General features: G+C 51.4%; 17 protein-coding genes. 4 read left to right on the plus strand and 13 right to left on the minus strand.

The annotated features are described in order from the left end of the window. Positions 1-8: 8 nt before the first annotated feature. Complete coding sequence (locus PsAD5_RS27165) at positions 9-1112, minus strand: FecCD family ABC transporter permease (protein WP_063294340.1); 1104 nt, start codon at positions 1110-1112, stop codon at positions 9-11. Between the two features lie 12 nt (positions 1113-1124). Continuing rightward, positions 1125-2039 carry a heme/hemin ABC transporter substrate-binding protein gene (locus PsAD5_RS27170; protein ID WP_244271702.1) on the minus strand — a complete coding sequence of 305 codons (915 nt, stop codon included), beginning with the start codon at positions 2037-2039 and terminating at the stop codon, positions 1125-1127. Positions 2040-2451: 412 nt separating this feature from the next. Here PsAD5_RS27170 and PsAD5_RS27175 point away from each other — a divergent pair, with 412 nt between their 5' ends. The 4 genes from PsAD5_RS27175 to PsAD5_RS27190 all read left to right on the plus strand — a co-directional run bounded on the left by PsAD5_RS27175 (position 2452) and on the right by PsAD5_RS27190 (position 4941). Further along, positions 2452-2775: an antibiotic biosynthesis monooxygenase family protein gene (locus PsAD5_RS27175; protein WP_057463125.1), complete on the plus strand. Its 324-nt coding sequence runs from the start codon at positions 2452-2454 to the stop codon at positions 2773-2775. A gap of 122 nt (positions 2776-2897) precedes the next feature. Continuing rightward, positions 2898-3302 (plus strand): MarR family winged helix-turn-helix transcriptional regulator, encoded by a 405-nt coding sequence (locus PsAD5_RS27180; RefSeq protein WP_057463126.1) that lies wholly within the window; start codon positions 2898-2900, stop codon positions 3300-3302. 118 nt (positions 3303-3420) lie between these two features. After that, positions 3421-3858, plus strand: coding sequence for a PaaI family thioesterase (locus PsAD5_RS27185; protein WP_057463127.1), 438 nt, complete (start codon positions 3421-3423; stop codon positions 3856-3858). A gap of 366 nt (positions 3859-4224) precedes the next feature. Continuing rightward, a complete protein-coding gene (locus PsAD5_RS27190) occupies positions 4225-4941 on the plus strand; it encodes a GntR family transcriptional regulator (RefSeq protein ID WP_063294341.1) in 717 nt (238 codons plus the stop codon). Positions 4942-5032: 91 nt separating this feature from the next. On the opposite strand, the gene gyrB is transcribed toward PsAD5_RS27190, so the two are convergent. From gyrB to mtnA, 11 genes are all read right to left on the minus strand, one after another. Next, positions 5033-7486: a DNA topoisomerase (ATP-hydrolyzing) subunit B gene (gyrB, locus tag PsAD5_RS27195; RefSeq protein WP_063286294.1), complete on the minus strand. Its 2454-nt coding sequence runs from the start codon at positions 7484-7486 to the stop codon at positions 5033-5035. Positions 7487-7730: 244 nt separating this feature from the next. Continuing rightward, on the minus strand, positions 7731-8354 hold the full coding sequence (locus PsAD5_RS27200; protein WP_063294342.1) for a LysE family translocator: 624 nt from the start codon (positions 8352-8354) through the stop codon (positions 7731-7733). A gap of 89 nt (positions 8355-8443) precedes the next feature. Beyond that, positions 8444-9064 (minus strand): LysE family translocator, encoded by a 621-nt coding sequence (locus PsAD5_RS27205; protein WP_063286292.1) that lies wholly within the window; start codon positions 9062-9064, stop codon positions 8444-8446. A 13-nt stretch (positions 9065-9077) separates the two neighbouring features. Continuing rightward, positions 9078-9710, minus strand: coding sequence for a LysE family translocator (locus PsAD5_RS27210; RefSeq protein ID WP_063294343.1), 633 nt, complete (start codon positions 9708-9710; stop codon positions 9078-9080). A 167-nt stretch (positions 9711-9877) separates the two neighbouring features. Then, on the minus strand, positions 9878-11008 hold the full coding sequence (recF, locus tag PsAD5_RS27215; protein ID WP_063294344.1) for a DNA replication/repair protein RecF: 1131 nt from the start codon (positions 11006-11008) through the stop codon (positions 9878-9880). 120 nt (positions 11009-11128) lie between these two features. Further along, positions 11129-12247, minus strand: coding sequence for a DNA polymerase III subunit beta (gene dnaN, locus PsAD5_RS27220; protein ID WP_063294405.1), 1119 nt, complete (start codon positions 12245-12247; stop codon positions 11129-11131). A gap of 347 nt (positions 12248-12594) precedes the next feature. Further along, on the minus strand, positions 12595-14061 hold the full coding sequence (dnaA, locus tag PsAD5_RS27225; RefSeq protein ID WP_057463134.1) for a chromosomal replication initiator protein DnaA: 1467 nt from the start codon (positions 14059-14061) through the stop codon (positions 12595-12597). A gap of 176 nt (positions 14062-14237) precedes the next feature. Next, positions 14238-14672, minus strand: a complete 435-nt coding sequence (locus PsAD5_RS27230; RefSeq protein WP_057463135.1) for a rhodanese-like domain-containing protein — start codon at positions 14670-14672, stop codon at positions 14238-14240. A 679-nt stretch (positions 14673-15351) separates the two neighbouring features. Continuing rightward, positions 15352-15618, minus strand: a complete 267-nt coding sequence (gene rpsT / locus PsAD5_RS27235; protein WP_063294345.1) for a 30S ribosomal protein S20 — start codon at positions 15616-15618, stop codon at positions 15352-15354. A 178-nt stretch (positions 15619-15796) separates the two neighbouring features. Further along, positions 15797-16570, minus strand: coding sequence for an enoyl-CoA hydratase (locus PsAD5_RS27240; RefSeq protein ID WP_057463137.1), 774 nt, complete (start codon positions 16568-16570; stop codon positions 15797-15799). A gap of 90 nt (positions 16571-16660) precedes the next feature. After that, on the minus strand, positions 16661-17767 hold the full coding sequence (gene mtnA, locus PsAD5_RS27245) for an S-methyl-5-thioribose-1-phosphate isomerase (RefSeq protein ID WP_057463138.1): 1107 nt from the start codon (positions 17765-17767) through the stop codon (positions 16661-16663). Positions 17768-17929 lie beyond the last annotated feature (162 nt).

The raw sequence follows: 17929 nt of genomic DNA on the forward strand, positions 1-17929 counted from the left end.
TGGGATCCTCACAATTGGACTTGGTTTTTGCGGCCAAGCAGGATGGAAAGGAACACAGGTGCGCCAATGATTGCTGTGATGATGCCGATTGGCAGTTCAGCAGGCGCGACCACCGTTCTGGCAACAACATCAGCGGCAACCAGTAAGGATGCACCGAGCAATGCGCAGGATGGCAGGAGGAAGCGGTGGTCTGGTCCAATGAGCAGTCTTAAGACGTGGGGCACAACAATCCCGACAAAGCCAATTGCACCAGCCGCCGCAACAGAGGCTCCGGTTGCACCCGCAACCAGAATAATAATCAAACGTTTGAGGTGCTGTGTGTTGAACCCCAGATGAAAGGCTTCAGCCTCACCCAACAGAAATGCATTCAAACCTTTTGCGATGAATGGGAGAGAAGCGAGCACAGCCAGAGCAAACGGAAGTGTGGACCAAACTCTTGGCCACGTGGAACTTCCCAGTCCGCCCATGCCCCAGAATGTCAGGTCTCTGAGTTCTTCGTCTGTGCTACCGAAAACGAGAAACCCTGTGACAGCACCAGATAATGCGCCAAGCGCAATGCCAGCCAGCAGCATGGTCGCGATGGAGGTTTGACCTCGACGGGTTGCGACTTTGTAGAGCAGGGCGGTTGTTGCAGCACCGCCAACAAAAGCGCCCCACGGAAGGAGGTAGACCGAATAGTCATCCAAAATCCATGCAGGCAAACCGGAAGACAGAGTGATCACGCAGACTGCGGCGAGGGCAGCGCCCGATGAAACTCCCACCAAACCCGGATCAGCAAGGGGGTTTCGGAACAAGCCTTGCATCATCGCACCGGAAGCAGCAAGAGAGGCGCCAACCAGACATCCGAGTACCGTTCTTGGCATACGAATATCCATCAGAATGACTTTGTCTCGGAGCGTGAGTGCGGTTTCATCACCGAAGAGCCAGTAATCAATCGCGCCGAATATGTGTGAGACGGAAACCTCTGTCGGCCCCACGGCCAACGACACGAAGCAGACAACCAAAAGCAACAGGGTTAGTGCCTTAACTGCGTACTGCTGGCAGATTTCTCTGCTTGTTTTTGCATGGGTTACTGGTGACTTGAACGCCTCAGACAGTGTCATCTCACTCATGGCCGCCTGACCTCACGATTTTACGTCAGATTTAGCTGCGATTTTCACAAAGCGATCGCTCAGATCTCGAAGGGCTTGCGCTGTGCGAGGGCCAAAGCCGAGGAGATAGACGCCATCCATGACGATGAGATTGCCGTTTAGGCCCGCAGGGGTGAGGTTGAAACCTGGTTCTTTGAGAATTTTTGATTGGTCGCTTGAGCCTGGACGAGACATCATCATCACAACATCAGGAGCGGCTGCAATCAGCGCTTCTTTTGAGACTGGTTTGTAGCCGCGCAGGTTTGCAAACACGTTGGTTGCGCCAGCCAGTCCGATTACGGCATGAGCCCCTGTTTCGCGGCCTGCGACCAGCGGTTTTCCGCCACCTTCAGAGATGACAAAGACAACTTTGAGCGGTTTTGCTTGCTGATGTGCGTAGGCAATAGCCTCATCAAGATCTGCTTTGACCTTCGCTTTCAGCGCTTTTGTTTCCTCTGGAAGCTGCAATGCGGTTCCGACTACATCAATCTTCTCAAGAATGCCTTCCGGGGAATAAACCTCTTTCACTTCCGTCAGCTTGATAGAGGCAGCTTTGAGGACATCAACCGCTGTTGATGGGCCTGAACCTTCCATCATGAGGATATGATCTGGGTTGGTTGCGAGCACGCCTTCTGCGCTGAGAGCTCTCATGTAGCCCACATTGGGAAGCTTTGTTGCCTCCTCGGGATAGAGACTTGTGGTGTCGACAGCGGCCAACCGATCCTGAGCTTCCAGTGCGTAGACAATTTCTGTCAGAGATGAGCCAATTGAGATAATGCGCTGATCATTTTGTGTGCCCTCAGCCTGGACCTGACCGATGAACATTCCAAAGAACAAGCTCAGGAGCGCTGCGGCCACATAAGGAAGCATGAGAGAAAATGAATCGAGGGCTCTGGTTAGAACACGCATGGTAGCACCCATTTGAGAGGAGGTATTTCATTCCTTCGGGCATGAGTGGCTTCTGGCTTCCCAAATTCGCCCAGTTCGTAAAACGCTATCTTTCAAAATAACATGAGTGAAATACTCATATTTATATATCGGGTCAATCTCTAAATTGAGCTGGGAAGGAAGACAGGCAAATATAAGAAATAATACTTGACTATTAAATTCATATTTTTCTACATACGCGGATCGAGAGCCTTTTAAAGGCGCATCGTTAAGACCATTTTGCCAGCCAAGCGGTTTAAATCGCTAGCCAGCCTCCGCATACCCCTCCCATTCCTATTGTGGTATGTGTTTTGAGAGTGGCTCTGAAGACCTGAAACTTTGCTGAGCTTTTGACTGGAAAGGCTCATGTACTAATTGGCTAAGGAGTTCCGGCGTGTACATCGCAATGAACCGTTTCCGCGTGGTGCGGGGCAAAGAAGAAGAGTTTGAAACCGTTTGGAAAAATCGTGAGCGTCACTTGAGCTCCGTTCCCGGCTACATCGAATTTCGTATGCTCAAAGGCGAGACAGCTGAAGACCATACCCTTTATGCATCCCATACCACCTGGGATACCTATGAGAATTTTGTCGGCTGGACGAAGTCTGAAGCGTTTGCATCTGCTCATAAAGGCGCTGGCACCCGCATGAACTTCTACCTGGGCGGCCCACACTTTGAAGGCTTTGAAGTCATCCTGACCGAGACCCGCGAAGTCGCTTAAAGCCTTCCTGACTGGAAGCTGCAACTTGCTGTAGCTTCCTTTCTCCCCCGTCCAAAGTATCAATTGTGCCGTTATATTTTGTGTGCAAACTATTTGCATGCAAAATTTATGGAGTGTCTGTGATGCGCTTAGATAATTGCATTTTTTATCTGCTTTCCCGCAGCGCCAGAAGTGGTGCGCGGTTCTACAAGAAGCAACTGGAAGAACTGGGGCTCACACCGGTCCAATCTATTGTGTTGCAAGCCCTTGCTGTTCAAGACGGATGCACAACGTCTCAACTGGGCAAGGCTGCCGAACTGGACAATGCAACACTTACCGGTGTGCTGGACCGGCTATGTCCCGCCGGGTATCTGGAGCGCAAAGCAAGCCCGGAAGACCGACGGACCCAGCATATTTTCCTCACCAAGCAAGGTCAGGAGGTTTCCGAAATTCTTGACAGTTTAACCGAAGACGCGAACGCCAGATTTCTTGCGGAGCTGAGTGATCGTGAGAGGGACGATCTCAAGGCACTTCTCACCCGACTTTAGGCTGGGCGCTCAAGTTCATTTGAGCATTGTTTTCATTGCGTAATCTGATTGAACACCAGCAATCACTTGCAGGATTACGCCTTTATCTCAAAGATTTTCAATAGGACGGATTGAAAAGATGGATGTAAAAGTGATGTCAGGACTGGAGTTCCTGAAAGCCATGCAGAAAGCGGGCAATCGTCCGCCAATGGCGGAAACCATGAATGTAGACCTTGATTGCATTGAGGATGGCCTGGTTCGTTTTAAATGCATGCCAACGAATGATCATCTCAATCCGGGCGGTACAGTTCATGGCGGCTATGCTGCAACAGCGCTGGATTCCGTTCTTTCTCTTGCGGTTCAGACCAAACTCAAAGACGCCTTCAATTTCCGCGGCACCTCAGAACTCAACGTCAAGTACATACGTCCCATTAAGGTAGGGCAGGTTCTTTACGCTGAAGGCCGCGTGGTCAGCATGACGCGCCAGACCGGGATCTCTGCCGGAGAAATCGTCGACGAAGAAGGCAAAATTTACGCCTACGCTTCTGGAACTGTGATGATCAAACCAGAATCCTGATCGCATAGTTTTGGATAGGAGCACATAATCGCCTCTATGTGCTCCTTCTTTTGTGGACAAATTAGCTGGCTAAATTAATTTATTTTTGTCTGCTATATTTCCTGTTCCGTTGGTTGAAACTCTTCAAAACTGCCGATTAATTAGAATTTATAGCTTTGAAATTGTGTCTTTTTATTCGATTAAATAATAGTTACAATGAAGGGCGCAACAATACGCCCTACCCCTAAGGAACTATATTTTACAATTGCACGTAACATAGTTTACACGCTATACGTGCTTATGGTGTTCCTGTGATGAGAAATCCGAAGCTATTTAGTGTAATGTGCTCTCGGATTCGTCTCTATCCAAAAAAAAGCGCTTTCTGTCATGCTGCACTCGATCTCGGACCGCTCGCTCGTTTCTCGCTTTGGAATTTCTCCCTGGTCATCCACCAGCAATCGTAAAAGTGACGCTGTCTATCTTTACCTGGAAGAACAGATCATCGTTGGTGCTCTTAAGCCTGGCGAAGCAATTGCCGAACAGACGGTAGCTGATGCGTGTGATTGCGCGCAGGGAACTGTACGTGAGGCCTTGCTTAAACTTCAGCAGTCCGGCTTGGTGGTACGGCACGATTACAAAGGTACTCGCGTTGCGGGTATCAGCCGCGCTGAAGCTGTCGAGATTGTCAAAATCCGCATGCAGCTGGAAGAGCAAGCCGGACGAATGATTGCCTCTAACATTTCAGGCGAGACGCGCGACCGGCTCTTTGAAATTCTGGATGCTATGTGCCAGGCAGCCGATGACAACGAGGTGTTTCTTTGCAGCGCTTATGACCGCCTCTTCCATGCAACCCTGTTCCGTCAGGCAAACTTGCGCGGATTAGAGCCTATTCTGGAACGTTGTGCGCTCCATATGCATCGTGTGACGCTGTCTCACCGAGACATTCCACTCAATGGTACTGACATTCATGAAAAGCATATTGCGATCATCGAAACGCATTGCAATGGCACGCCTGAAGAAGCTGCAAACGCTGCGCGTGGGCATGTGAGCTTTCTGTTTGACCGCTGGATGTCAGAGCACACCTTCCTCAGTCTTTCCATTTAGACCGTCGCCAGCCTTATGCTGGAGCAAGGCATAAAAAAAGCCGGAGTGCAGAAGCATCCGGCTTTTGTTGTTTTTTACGCTTGTGCGTTGCTTAAACGTCGAGGTTCGCAACGGATAGAGCGTTGGTTTGAATGAAGTCGCGGCGTGGCTCAACTTCATCGCCCATCAGCTTGGTAAAGATGTCATCAGCTGCGTCAGCTTCCTTGATCTTCACCTGCAGCAAAGAGCGTACATTCGGGTCCAGCGTGGTTTCCCAAAGCTGTTCTGGGTTCATCTCACCCAGTCCCTTATAGCGCTGCATGGAGATGCCACGACGCCCTTGCGCGTAAACAGCCTCCAGAAGGGCTTGTGGGCCGCGAATTTCGACAGACTTGTCTTTACGCACCAAGGATGCGGCCTTGTGATAGACCTCATCCAAATGCTTGAAGTAGCTGTCGAGGCGACGCGCATCTGCAGAAGCCAGTAGGGCAGCATCAATCGTGGTGACTTCTTTCACGCCGCGAACAACACGGCTGAAGATGAGATCACCCTCTTCAGTTGCTTCACCTTCCCAACCACGCTCAAACTCGTCAGCCAGAATGTCCAGGCGACGCGCGATGTAAGCAGCAGCTTCCTGCGCTTTTTCGTGGTTGTGCAGGTTGTCGGAGTTCAGCGCACCGGCAATTGCAGCCTGTTCGACGACAGCTTTGTTGTAGCGGGAATGCAGGCCGTTGAGAACGTCGGAGATTTCACGAGCCTCATTAACGACGCTGCGAAGGTCTTCGCCCATACGCACTTCGCCGCTTGCAAGGCTGAGTGACGTCTCATCCAGACCACTGCCGATCAGGTATTCTTCAAAGGCCGCTTCATCTTTCAGGTACTGCTCGGACTTGCCGCGCGTAACCTTATAAAGCGGAGGCTGAGCGATGTAGACGTAGCCGTTTTCAATCAGATCAGGCATCTGACGGAAGAGGAAAGTCAACAGCAGCGTACGAATGTGCGCACCGTCGACGTCCGCATCGGTCATGATGATGATCTTATGGTAACGGAGCTTTTCGAGGTTGAATTCCTCGTTGCCGATACCTGTTCCCAATGCAGTGATCAGCGTGCCGATTTCCTGCGAGGAGATCATTTTATCAAAACGTGCGCGTTCGACGTTCAGGATCTTACCCTTCAGCGGCAGCACAGCCTGATTTGATCTGTCACGGCCCTGTTTGGCAGAGCCACCCGCGGAATCACCCTCCACTATGAAGAGTTCAGCTTTAGAAGCATCGCGCTCCTGACAATCGGCCAGCTTACCGGGTAGGGACGCGATATCCAGCGCGCCTTTGCGGCGTGTGAGCTCGCGAGCTTTACGAGCAGCTTCGCGAGCGCTCGCAGCTTCCACCACTTTGGAAACAATGGACTTTGCCGGAGCCGGGTTTTCTTCCAGCCATGTAGAAAGCGCTTCACCAACGAGGTTCTCAACCACCGGACGGACTTCTGAAGAAACCAGCTTGTCTTTGGTCTGGGAGGAGAACTTTGGATCAGGCACTTTTACAGAAAGCACGCAGGACAGGCCTTCGCGGCAATCTTCGCCAGTTGGGTTTACTTTCTCACGCTTCAGGATCCCTGAAGAATCTGCGTAGCCGGTCAACTGACGTGTCAGAGCGGCGCGGAAACCAGCAAGGTGCGTACCACCATCACGCTGTGGGATGTTGTTTGTGAAGCACAGAACGTTTTCGTGATAACTGGAGTTCCACCACATCGCCACTTCTACAGTGATGCCGTCTTTTTCGGCAATCATTGTAACAGGCTCTTCGATGAGTGGGTGCTTGGCACGATCCAGATAACGAACGAAAGCTTCCAGACCTCCTTCGTAGTAGAGCTCTTCAACGCGAGGCTCAACACCACGATTATCTGTCAGGATGATACGGGCACCGGAGTTGAGGAAGGCCAGCTCGCGCAGGCGGTGCTCAAGGGTGTCGTAATCAAACTCAATTTTGGTGAAGGTTTGAGGAGACGGGGTGAAAGTCACCTCCGTACCGGATTTACCCGGAGCGTCGCCGACAACTTTCAAAGGAGCTTCAGCTTCACCGTGATGGAAGCGAAGGAAGTGCTCTTTGTCATTACGAAATACACGCAGCTCCAATGTGGTGGACAGTGCGTTCACCACAGAAACACCCACACCATGCAGACCGCCGGATACTTTGTAGGAGTTGCTGTCAAACTTACCACCAGCGTGGAGCTGGGTCATAATAACTTCAGCCGCAGAAATTCCCTCTTCCGAGTGAATGTCTACCGGAATACCGCGTCCGTTATCGGTTACCGAGACAGAACCATCAGCGTTCAACGTAACGGTCACATAATCAGCATGACCGGCCAGCGCTTCATCGATGGAGTTGTCGACAACCTCATAGACCATATGGTGCAGGCCCGAGCCATCATCGGTATCACCGATATACATGCCGGGGCGTTTACGTACAGCATCCAGGCCTTTCAGCACTTTGATGGAATCTGCACCGTATTCACCTGCGCCATTTTCCTGCTCAGGTCCGCCATTTTCAGGGGTCGACGTTTCGCTCATTCGAATCACTTCACACAACGGTTTTCATTAGGGTTCATGTTATAATTGGTTGGGCAAATGGTTCAAGCAATCTGGGAGTTTAAGCGCTCGTAAACCAAGGGAAATATTGCATAAACACTATTTTTAAGGGGGGATAATTTCCTTAGCGTGCATCCCATGGATTTGCTTGCACGATTAGCACCCCAAGTTTTCATTTTTGTGCCTGGCATTTTCTGAAAATTGAAACGACTTATCGGTGATATTGCTACCGTGTAATCATCAGGACTGCGATGCCGAGAAGTCCCAAAGAAGCCAGTCGATTAATCAGGTACATCGTCTTTTCTGACCTCAAGAACTGGCAAAATTTGACTGCCAGAAATGAATAGGCACCGTTGATGATCAGTAAGATAGCTGACAGCACAGCGGCGAGTTCAACAAAGCCCAGCAGGTTCATTTCCTCAACGCTGACCAAATTGGGCATCAGCGCGAGATAGAACATGATCGCCTTGGGGTTTGAAAGGTTGAACAGTAGCCCAGCAAACAAGAATGTCTTCGCAGAAGATTGTGGTGGGATTGAGTTGCTGTACTCCTCAGAAGGAGCCGCATTTGCGCTCTTCCAGATGCCCCAGGCTAAATAGGTGAGATAGGCAGCACCTAACCACTGCAACGCCACAAAGGCTCCAGAAAAACTGCTGGCAATTGCCGCTAATCCCAGTGCAGCCATGGAGAACCAGAGCAGATCACCACTCAACAGCCCCAAACAGAACAGCACTGCACCGCTGCTGCCAAAGCTCATAGCGCGGGCAATGATTGCAAAAACAGCAGGGCCGGGAATGATCGCTAATGTGAAAAGCGTGCCACCGAACAGGGCAAGGCTGGTTACATCCATAAAACTACGGCAGTTCTTTCGTGGTGACGAGCACTTTCAGTTTACGGCGCCGCAGTCTTCCGCAAGCGCCGTCTCAAAGAGCAGATTGCTCAGCGGGTCACCATGGTTGCTGCCACGCCGACCATTACCACGCTGGAACTTCGGTTCAGCCGCTGGAATGCTTTTTGCGACGAAATCAGCTTCTTTGCAGAGACCGCCAAATAGGCATAGATGCCGAAGACGATGAACAACACACTGGCCATGGTTGCTGCCAGTTCCCAATAAGCCAGCAGGTTGATCTTATCCATGGGCACGATGTTCGGCATCAGCGCCATATAAAAGATCACGACCTTTGGGTTGGACAGGTTCATTGAGAGACCAGCAAGCAAGGCTGTAAAACGTGAGGACGCCTCTACAGCTGCATCACCATCTTGCGTTGGGGATACGCCTTTTGAGTTCCACATCCCCCAGGCGACGTATAGCAGATAAGCGGCTCCAACCCATTTGAGCGCCATGAAAATGATCGCGTAGTTGGTCGCAATGGCTGCCAGCCCCATGATTGCAAGCGTAAACCAAAACAGATCGCCACAGATCATACCGACAACGAACATAGGTGTGCCACGCATGCCTTGTCCGAAAATACGGGCGAGCAAAGCGGCGATACCGGGACCCGGTGTGATGGCTGCAGCGAACAACGTTCCTGCAAAGAACAAAAGAACTGCCAATTCCATTTTATTGCTCTTCTTATCGCGCCACGATTGCGGCAGCGGTGCCAAACATTGCAACACTCGCGCTCTTATTCAATCGTGTCACGGCTTTTTCTGAGGTCAGGAGGCTTCGTGCCCGTACGGTCACACCAATATAGATTGTAAAGACCAGTGACAACACGGCAAGCGTAACAAACATCAACTCAACCAAGCCAATGGTCGTGATGGTTTCCATGGGCACCACGCTTGGCATCAAAGCCGCATAAAACAGCAAGCCTTTAGGGTTGGAAAGCGTGATCAGCATGCCGGAGACCAGTGTTTTGGCATTGCTTTTGGTGTTTGGCGTTATGGCGGCGGTGCCTTCAGTTGCCTGCGCTGTCTGGAGACCACTGGCAAGCCAGAGCTTCCAAGCCAGAAACAGCAAATAGGCAGCGCCTGCATATTTAACGATGGTGAACGCCAGTACATAAGTACTCGCCAGTTTTGCGAGGCCCAGGATTGCCAGAATAAACAGACACATGCTGCCAATCAGCATGCCAGAGACAAATGTGAGTGTCCCTTGCAACCCAAAACCGAGTGTACGCGAAACCAGTGCTGTAATCGCAGGGCCCGGTGTGATGGCAACAACAAACAGAGTTGCCCCAAATACGAGGAGAATTTGCAAGTCCATGGGGATCACTTAGGTCAGAGATAAGGCGCTTAACGCAGTTCGCGTATTCTCATCGGAAAGCTTGTCTCTGCTTTTCCAGAATACCGCCCAAGACTAATCACAAGGATATTTCTCTGACAAGCGAGATAAAAGCGGCTTGCCTTCAAGCCAGCTCAATGATGACACTTTCAGCTTAGCGCAATACCACCGTTTGCAACCTCGAAAATCTGTGCCGCACTTGGCAGATCTTTGAAGAGGTTTTCATCGGTGCCAGTCATGAAAACCTGACCACCCAGAACTTCTAGCCGTGTAAAGAGAGCTTCGCGGCGGCCCGGATCCAGATGGGCGGCGACTTCATCCAGCAGCAGGATCGGGGTCATGCCGGAGATTGATGAGGTGAGGTCTGCATGTGCCAGAACCAAGCCAATCAACAGCGCTTTTTGCTCTCCAGTTGAAGCTTGCGCGGCAGGCATTTGCTTTTCGCTATGGACCACGTAGAGGTCAGAGCGGTGCGGACCATCCAGAGTACGCCCTGCGGCACGGTCGCGGAAGCGGCCTTCCACCAGCAAATCCCGATAGCAATCTTCCCGATCTGAAGCGCTCATGCCGATGGTCGCGGTTTCAAACGCGCCTTGCAGGTGGATTTCTGCGGACGGGAAGGGGAGGCCGAGCTGCTTTTGTGCTTCCAGTGTTTTGGCCAGCAAACTCACGGTTTCACTACGAGCCAGAGCGACAGCGGTGCCCAGTTCAGCAACCTGCGCTTCGATGGCATCCAGATATTCGGGTGTTCCGCCCTCAGACAGCAGGCGGTTTCGCTGGCGCAAAGCTTTTTCAAAGCTTGCAACCATTCTGCCATGAGACGGATTGAGGGAGAGGACCAGACGATCGAGAAATTTGCGTCGATCAGAAGCTGAGCCCGTAAACAGGCCATCCATGGACGGGACCAGCCACAACACACGAAGGTATTCCAGGAGAGCTTCGGAAGAACGAGCTTCTTCACCGTCAATGCGGACGCGGCGTCCCGGTTCTCCGGCAGTTAAACCTGTGCCGATGCGGGTCTCACCAAATTCTCCATCCAAAATCGCGCTGACAGCCCAGCCGCCAGATCCATCGGCCCGGGCGATATCACCAAGGGTTGCGCGGCGGAGACCTCGACCAGCGGAGAGAAAGGAGATTGCTTCGAGAATATTGGTTTTGCCTGCGCCGTTATCGCCAACAAAAGCGACCATTCGGCTGTTCAACTCAACGCTTGTTGCGTTGTAGTTTCGAAAATCCGTTAGCGCGAGGCGAGTAAGCGCCACAGGCACTGGATCCGACATTCAGGCTCTCTTTGGTTACATGAATTTTGAGCATATTCTCATCCGAAAATTGGCCGCCATTTTTCGGGAATATGTAGCAGAAGAAAAAATGCCCCCGGCTTAGGACCGAGGGCAAAACATTTAAACGCGCATTGGCATCAGCACATAAAGCGCTTCATCACTGCCTTCATCGCGAACGAGGGTCGGAGAACCGGAATCTGCAAGCGTAAAGAGAGCAGAATCTGCTTCCAACTGAGCTGCGATATCCAACAGGTACTTGGAATTGAAGCCGATCTCGAATTCTTCGTTGTCGTACTCAACTGCAACTTCTTCAGTCGCAGAACCAGAGTCCGGGTTGGTGACCGTCAGAACGATCTTGCCTTCGCTCAGGGACATTTTGACTGCACGGCCACGATCAGATGCGATGGTGGATACGCGATCAACTGCTTCCTTGAAGGCATCACGATCAACGCGCAGTTCCTTGTCGTTTCCTTTTGGAATGACGCGCTCATAATCCGGGAAGGTTCCGTCGATGAGTTTTGAGGTCAGGATGATGTCACCAATGGTGAAACGGATCTTGGTTTCAGAGATCTCAACTTTGATCTCAACTTCCGGATCATCCAGCAGCTTCTGAATTTCGCCAACGGTTTTACGCGGCACAATGATACCAGGCATACCCTCGGAGCCTTCCGGCGCCTCAAGCTCAGCCTGAGCGAGGCGGTGTCCGTCCGTTGCGACAGCGCGGAAACGCAGGCCTTCTCCGATATCCAGAGAGTGCATGTAGATACCATTGAGGTAGTAGCGGGTTTCTTCCGTAGAGATCGCAAACTGAGTGCTGTTGATCAACTTGCGGATGCCACCGGCGGTCATGGTGAAGCTGTGAGTGAACTCACCAGCAGTCAGATCAGGGAAGTCGGTGACTGGCAGGATTTGCAGCGCGAAGCGGGAGCGCCCGGCGCGAATTTCCATAGCGCTGTCATCACCAGACGTTTCCAAAACAACCTGAGAACCATCTGGCAGCTTACGCACGATCTCGTAGATCATGTGAGCTGGCACTGTGGTTCCACCTGGCGTTTCGACCATTGCCGCGATGCTTTCCACGACCTCAAGATCCAAATCTGTTGCCTTGAGCTTGAGGTTGCCACCTTCAGCCTGCAGCATCACGTTGGAGAGGATCGGAATGGTGTTCCGCCGTTCCACCACACGGTGTACGTGGGTCAGAGACTTCAAAAGCTCGGTCCGCTCAAGTGTCACTTTCATGCGAAACGTCCATTCTTCTGGGCGGAGCATCGCGCCGGTGCAGCGAACTCCGCGAATTACTAATACAAATTGCCCAGTTTCAGTGCAGAGGCCCACTTGGTCTGCACTTGCCCACTATGCCGAGTTTAACCTCGTGCAGGGTCGTTCAAACTGCACGTTTAGCTCGCAAAATGCAAGAGGGGCGCTGCAAGCAGCGCCCCAATAATCACCAAATTCCTGCAAGGAGTCCAGATGGCTCCGTGTAGAGGACGCTTATTAGAGCACGTTGCATTCACGCATCGCGCTCTAAGTTCTTTCCTTGAGCTCATTCAGATCATTTGATTGAAGCCAATCAAATGGAATGCGCTCTAGGCGTCCAGCATACGCTTCAGCAGCTCCAGCTCCTGCGCAAGACCGTTATCTGCCTTGGAGAGCTCTTCGATTTTACGAACTGCATGGAGTACTGTTGTGTGGTCACGATTGCCGAAGCGACGACCGATCTCTGGCAGAGAACGTGGGGTCATCATCTTAGCGAGATACATAGCGATTTGACGAGGACGCACGATGGTGCGTGTCCGGCGTGCAGAAAGCAGATCTGCTTTTGTGACGTTATAATGCTTTGACACAACGCGCTGAATGTCTTCGATTTTAACGCGGCGTGGTTCAGCTGCACGGATGAGATCACGCAGAGTGATTTCAGCCATTTCCAGAGTTACCGGAGAGTTTGTCAGCTGATTATGCGCAACGAGACGGTTCAGAGCACCTTCCAGGTCACGACCTGAAGAGGTTACGTTACGAGCAACGTAGTCCAGAACGGCCTCCGGCACAGTGAAGTTCGGGTATGAGCGCTGCTGAGCACGCATACGATCTTCAATGATAGCGCGACGAAGCTGGAAATCTGGTTCGGAGATATTTACGACCAGACCACCTGCCAGGCGGGAGCGAACGCGATCATCCAGGCTTTCCAATTCAGCCGGAGCGCGGTCAGCTGCAACAACAACCTGACGAGCACCATCAATCAATGCATTAAGAGTGTGGCAGAACTCCTGCTGCACCTGCTTGCCATGAAGGAACTGCATGTCATCGATCAGAAGAAGATCGATAGAACGTAGAGTTTCCTTGAAGGACATTGCAGACTGCGCCTGAAGCGCGGCAACGAAGCGGTACATGAAATGCTCTGCGGTGAGGTACAGAACGCGGCGACCAGCCATGCGGGCCTGATTTGCAATCGCCTGCATCAAGTGGGTCTTACCAAGACCTACAGAAGCATGGAGGTAAAGCGGGTTAAAGGTTACGACACCGCCGCCTGCAACTTGCTTTGCTGCTGCAAGAGCCAGAACGTTGGATTCACCTTCAACAAAACTTTCGAAGACGTATTTCGGATCGAGGGATGCCCCTTCGAGTACGTCTTTAGAGGAAAGGTCGGAACGACCACCTCGACCGCCCATCATAGATGGCATTGGGGACGTTGCGCGCAGACCAACAGGATCATTTACCTGAATTGGGCGCATATCAGTCTTGCCACCCAGTGCTGGGCGTGCAGCTGGCTTAGCCGCTGCAGGACGGGGACGAACGGCACCGCGAACGGTGAGCTCGATCTTATGAATGTCATCACATTCATTTTTCCAAAGTCCCATCAGACGCTCTGAATAATGAGACTGAATCCATTGCTTCAAAAACCGCGTAGGAACAGACAAACGAACGGTGCCGTTGGTGTGCCCTTCCATGTCTACACGTGCAAACCAGCTGGAGAATACATCTTCACCCAGCTCAACACGTAGACGTTTCTTAACGCGATCCCATTGCTCCGGCCCTGGAGCTTCCTGAACGTGCATGCTCGCCTCCTTGCAGCCGTTGAGTATTCCGCCACAGATACTCAACCATCAAATCTATTGCGCTCATTTCGAGCTTTGTTGAACCAGACGCTTTTTTATTTCGTTGCCATTAGACAAAAACATCACATCGGTGTGGCGCCCACACACCGTTGCTAAATTCTAATATTTCTTGGGAGCTATCCTTGGCTCCACGGAAGACCTTGAGCCTTCCACCCAGAAACCGAGCCTCGATGACCTTCAGCATCATGACCGCCTTCAAAGCCGTCTGCCACGTTGTAGCAGTTTTTATAGCCAAGGGCTGTCATCGCGATCGCTGCTGCCTTACTCCGAACTCCAGAGCGGCACAAAAAGAAGATTGCAGCGTTTTGGTCAAGTCCTTTTTGCGTCAATGCGTCAGAAAGTTGACTCGCAAAGCCCTCATGAGGGCCATTGGATGGGAAACCCTGCCATTCAGCAAGGATGACTTCCTTCTCCAATTTGGAAAGATCCGGAATGCCTACGAAGGTCCATTCAGCGTTGGTTCTTACATCTACAAGAATTGCAGAACCATCAGCTTTAAGGCTCTCGAAAACTTCCGTTACGCTTCGATCACCTGCATAGGACTCATGCATAGATACTTCCATTTACTAACCTAGACGCATTACGTTTGCTCACCCAAATGAGTAAGCCACTATAAAAAGACTCAAAATCGAAATTCAAGAAAAATCAGAAGGAAAAGCAACAATAGCAGCAAAATGACGCAACAACTCTAGTAGTCTAAATTGCAATTACTATAAAATGCAACGCCTAGACTTTACGCCATCTGACCAGCTTTGCCCGACCCTGGTTCGATTCTTCTAACTTGTATGCTGGGATCGGGTAGCAACCCGACTTCTTCTTGACCATACACAGCCGATTTTGGTCCCGCAATAGCGGAAAGTTTACAAAACGCAAATGCCCTTTCTGTGACGCAAGGTCAAGCTCATATGTCGTCAACGGCTAAGTTCAGCAAAAAGCAGTGAACTCAACAACTTTCTCGATATGCGCTTGGTTAATGGTGGGCCCGGGAAGCGAATAAAAAAAATTTATCCGGCCATCTCTTGACTCACCAAGAATCTGCTCATTTCAACTGTGACAATTTTAACCTAGATCCAAGTCATTGTTTTTTAAGGATTTTCCTTGACAGGCTCCGAGACTAGTCCACAGGCTATCCGCCGTGAAAATGCCCCAGTTTTATCCTAGGGTAAGCTTATCCAGCTAACAAAAAAGCCCGGCCATACGACCGGGCTTTTTTAGTCCAAAAAAATTGGATTAGGCGCCGAGTGCCTTAATGCGGGCATTCATGCGGGATACTTTGCGAGACGCAGTGTTCGCATGCATAACGCCTTTAGTAGATGCACGCATGATCTCAGGCTGTGCAACTTTGAATGCTTCGTTAGCAGCTGCCTGGTCACCCGCGACAATTGCTTCTTCCACTTTACGAACGTATGTACGTACGCGGCTACGGCGAGCCTTATTAGTGGCCGTCTGGCGAGCAATTTTACGTGCCGCCTTCTTGGCCGAAGGAGTGTTGGCCATGGGCTCTGTCCTGATCTGTCAGTAAGAACTGTTTTCAAATCGCGAACGAGACCGCCCAAAGCCGCCCCGATCAAACGAATTCAGTGACGAACAAAATCCGCCTCTGGTTGTGGAGCGCTTATAGTTGGGAGTCTGAGCCTCGTCAACGAAAAAAGGTGTAGACCTGCCTAAAAACGGCTTATCCGTCTTCGAATTCAGGTTTTCTCTTTTCTATGAATGCCTTCATACCTTCTTTTTGATCGCTGGTTGCAAACATAGAATGGAACAAACGACGCTCAAAACGAATGCCTTCAGCAAGTGTTACTTCGTAAGAACGGTTTACACTTTCCTTCGTCATCATAACAATTGGAGTCGAGAAACTTGCAATCTTTTCAGCAGCTTTGATTGCTTCAGCAACCAGATCCTCATTTGCGATAACACGAGAAACCAGACCAGCGCGCTCAGCCTCTGATGCATCCATCATACGGCCTGTCAAGCACATTTCCATTGCTTTTGACTTGCCAACAAGTCTTGTTAATCTCTGTGTACCACCTGCACCCGGCATAACGCCAAGTTTGATCTCTGGCTGACCGAATTGCGCAGATTCTGCTGCCAGAATGAAATCACACATCATGGCAAGCTCACATCCGCCGCCCAGCGCGAAGCCTGCGACCGCTGCGATGATTGGTTTACGCTTTTGCGCGATCTGATCCCAGCTGGTGATGAAGTCCATCAGATAGGTCTGCGGATAGTCGTATTCTGCCATCACTTTAATGTCAGCGCCCGCCGCGAAGGCTTTCTCGGAGCCGGTGATGACTGTCGCGCCAATTTCAGGGTCACGATCAAATACGTTCAGTGCTTCATCAAGCTCAGCGATCAGGTCGCTGTTCAATGCATTCAATACTTTCGGGCGATTTAGCGTAATCAGGCCAATCTTGCCGCGTGTCTCAACCAGAATATTCTCGTAGGACATATGTCCCTCCCAATAAAATCAACTTGGATTTCTGCCCTAACATTGAAGAGTGATGGCTTAGCGGCAAGGTATCCGTTTGTCTTAGTTCTATCAGGCGTCTGTGTTTGCCCGCTCTGGAAACAGCGCTGCGAGCCCTTCTTTGCTAGCTGCACAGGCACCACGCTCGGTGATCAAGGCAGTGACGTACTTTGATGGCGTCACATCAAACGCGAAGTTGGACAAAGGGGTCTCTGGTGGGCAAATGCGCACCTTCTCAACCTTGCCCTCCGCGTTTTCTCCCGAGATCCACGCGACCTCTTCGCCGCCGCGTTCCTCAATCGGAATTTCCTTCAGGCCATCAGCAACGGTCCAGTCGATGGTTGAAGAGGGCAGAGCCACGTAGAATGGGACGCCATTGTCATGGGCTGCCAGCGCTTTGAGGTAGGTGCCGATTTTGTTGCAAACATCGCCGTGTGCAGTGGTTCTATCCGTTCCCACAATGCAAAGATCCACCATGCCATGTTGCATGAGGTGGCCACCTGCATTGTCGACAAGCAACGTATGAGGCACGCCGTGCTCTCCCAGCTCCCATGCGGTCAGGCCAGCGCCCTGATTGCGTGGGCGGGTTTCATCAACCCAGACATGGACCTTGATACCCTTGTTATGGGCCTGATAGATCGGAGAGGTGGCTGTTCCCCAGTCCACGGTCGCCAGCCAGCCCGCATTGCAGTGGGTCAGAATGTTGATGGTTTCGCCCGGACTCTTTTGCGCAGCGATCTCCTCAATCAGCTTAAGGCCGTGCTTGCCGATGGATTCGTTACAGGCCACATCTTCATCAGAAATCTCGACGGCCCGCTTCCACGCAGCTGCCGCTCTTTGCTCCAATGGCAGCTCTGAGAGCAGGCTTTGCATGTCATTCAACGCCCAGCGTAGATTGATTGCGGTGGGGCGGGTTGCATGGAGCACCTGCCACGCATTGCTTAGTGCTGCATCGCTTGGGTCCCGCGCCATTTCCAGTGCAACACCAAAGGCAGCTGTTGCGCCAATCAGTGGGGCGCCTCGAACCCACATGTCCTTGATGGAAACGGCTGCATCTTCCAGATTGCGCAGTTCAACCTCGACAAAACGATGAGGTAGGCACGTCTGGTCGATGATCCCGACAGATTTTCCAGCTTCCAGCGGCCAAATGGAACGGTATGCTTTACCATGAACCTTCATCGCGACGTCTCCTACCCATGTATGCGGTTTGTGCGTCAGATTATCGGATTTTTCCGTGGCTCCATCTGCATTTTATCGCGTCCGGTTTCTTTTCCTCATAAAGTTCTGCAGTCCGCAGTTTCCGCATGGTCCAATTAGATGAAAGCCTTTCATCTCCTCTTT

It is taken from the genome of Pseudovibrio sp. Ad5 (genome assembly GCF_001623095.1).
Lineage (GTDB): Bacteria > Pseudomonadota > Alphaproteobacteria > Rhizobiales > Stappiaceae > Pseudovibrio.

Bases quoted from the DNA above. Each gene is read 5' to 3' on its own strand.
- PsAD5_RS27170 (WP_244271702.1), bottom strand. From the start codon at position 2,039: ATGCGTGTTCTAACCAGAGCCCTCGATTCATTTTCTCTCATGCTTCCT.
- PsAD5_RS27230 (WP_057463135.1), bottom strand. From the start codon at position 14,672: ATGCATGAGTCCTATGCAGGTGATCGAAGCGTAACGGAAGTTTTCGAG.
- mtnA (WP_057463138.1), bottom strand. From the start codon at position 17,767: ATGAAGGTTCATGGTAAAGCATACCGTTCCATTTGGCCGCTGGAAGCT.
- PsAD5_RS27180 (WP_057463126.1), top strand. From the start codon at position 2,898: ATGCGCTTAGATAATTGCATTTTTTATCTGCTTTCCCGCAGCGCCAGA.
- gyrB (WP_063286294.1), bottom strand. From the start codon at position 7,486: ATGAGCGAAACGTCGACCCCTGAAAATGGCGGACCTGAGCAGGAAAAT.
- dnaN (WP_063294405.1), bottom strand. From the start codon at position 12,247: ATGAAAGTGACACTTGAGCGGACCGAGCTTTTGAAGTCTCTGACCCAC.
- dnaA (WP_057463134.1), bottom strand. From the start codon at position 14,061: ATGCACGTTCAGGAAGCTCCAGGGCCGGAGCAATGGGATCGCGTTAAG.
- PsAD5_RS27205 (WP_063286292.1), bottom strand. From the start codon at position 9,064: ATGGAATTGGCAGTTCTTTTGTTCTTTGCAGGAACGTTGTTCGCTGCA.
- PsAD5_RS27210 (WP_063294343.1), bottom strand. From the start codon at position 9,710: ATGGACTTGCAAATTCTCCTCGTATTTGGGGCAACTCTGTTTGTTGTT.
- recF (WP_063294344.1), bottom strand. From the start codon at position 11,008: ATGTCGGATCCAGTGCCTGTGGCGCTTACTCGCCTCGCGCTAACGGAT.
- PsAD5_RS27200 (WP_063294342.1), bottom strand. From the start codon at position 8,354: ATGGATGTAACCAGCCTTGCCCTGTTCGGTGGCACGCTTTTCACATTA.
- PsAD5_RS27165 (WP_063294340.1), bottom strand. From the start codon at position 1,112: ATGAGTGAGATGACACTGTCTGAGGCGTTCAAGTCACCAGTAACCCAT.
- rpsT (WP_063294345.1), bottom strand. From the start codon at position 15,618: ATGGCCAACACTCCTTCGGCCAAGAAGGCGGCACGTAAAATTGCTCGC.
- PsAD5_RS27190 (WP_063294341.1), top strand. From the start codon at position 4,225: ATGCTGCACTCGATCTCGGACCGCTCGCTCGTTTCTCGCTTTGGAATT.
- PsAD5_RS27185 (WP_057463127.1), top strand. From the start codon at position 3,421: ATGGATGTAAAAGTGATGTCAGGACTGGAGTTCCTGAAAGCCATGCAG.
- PsAD5_RS27240 (WP_057463137.1), bottom strand. From the start codon at position 16,570: ATGTCCTACGAGAATATTCTGGTTGAGACACGCGGCAAGATTGGCCTG.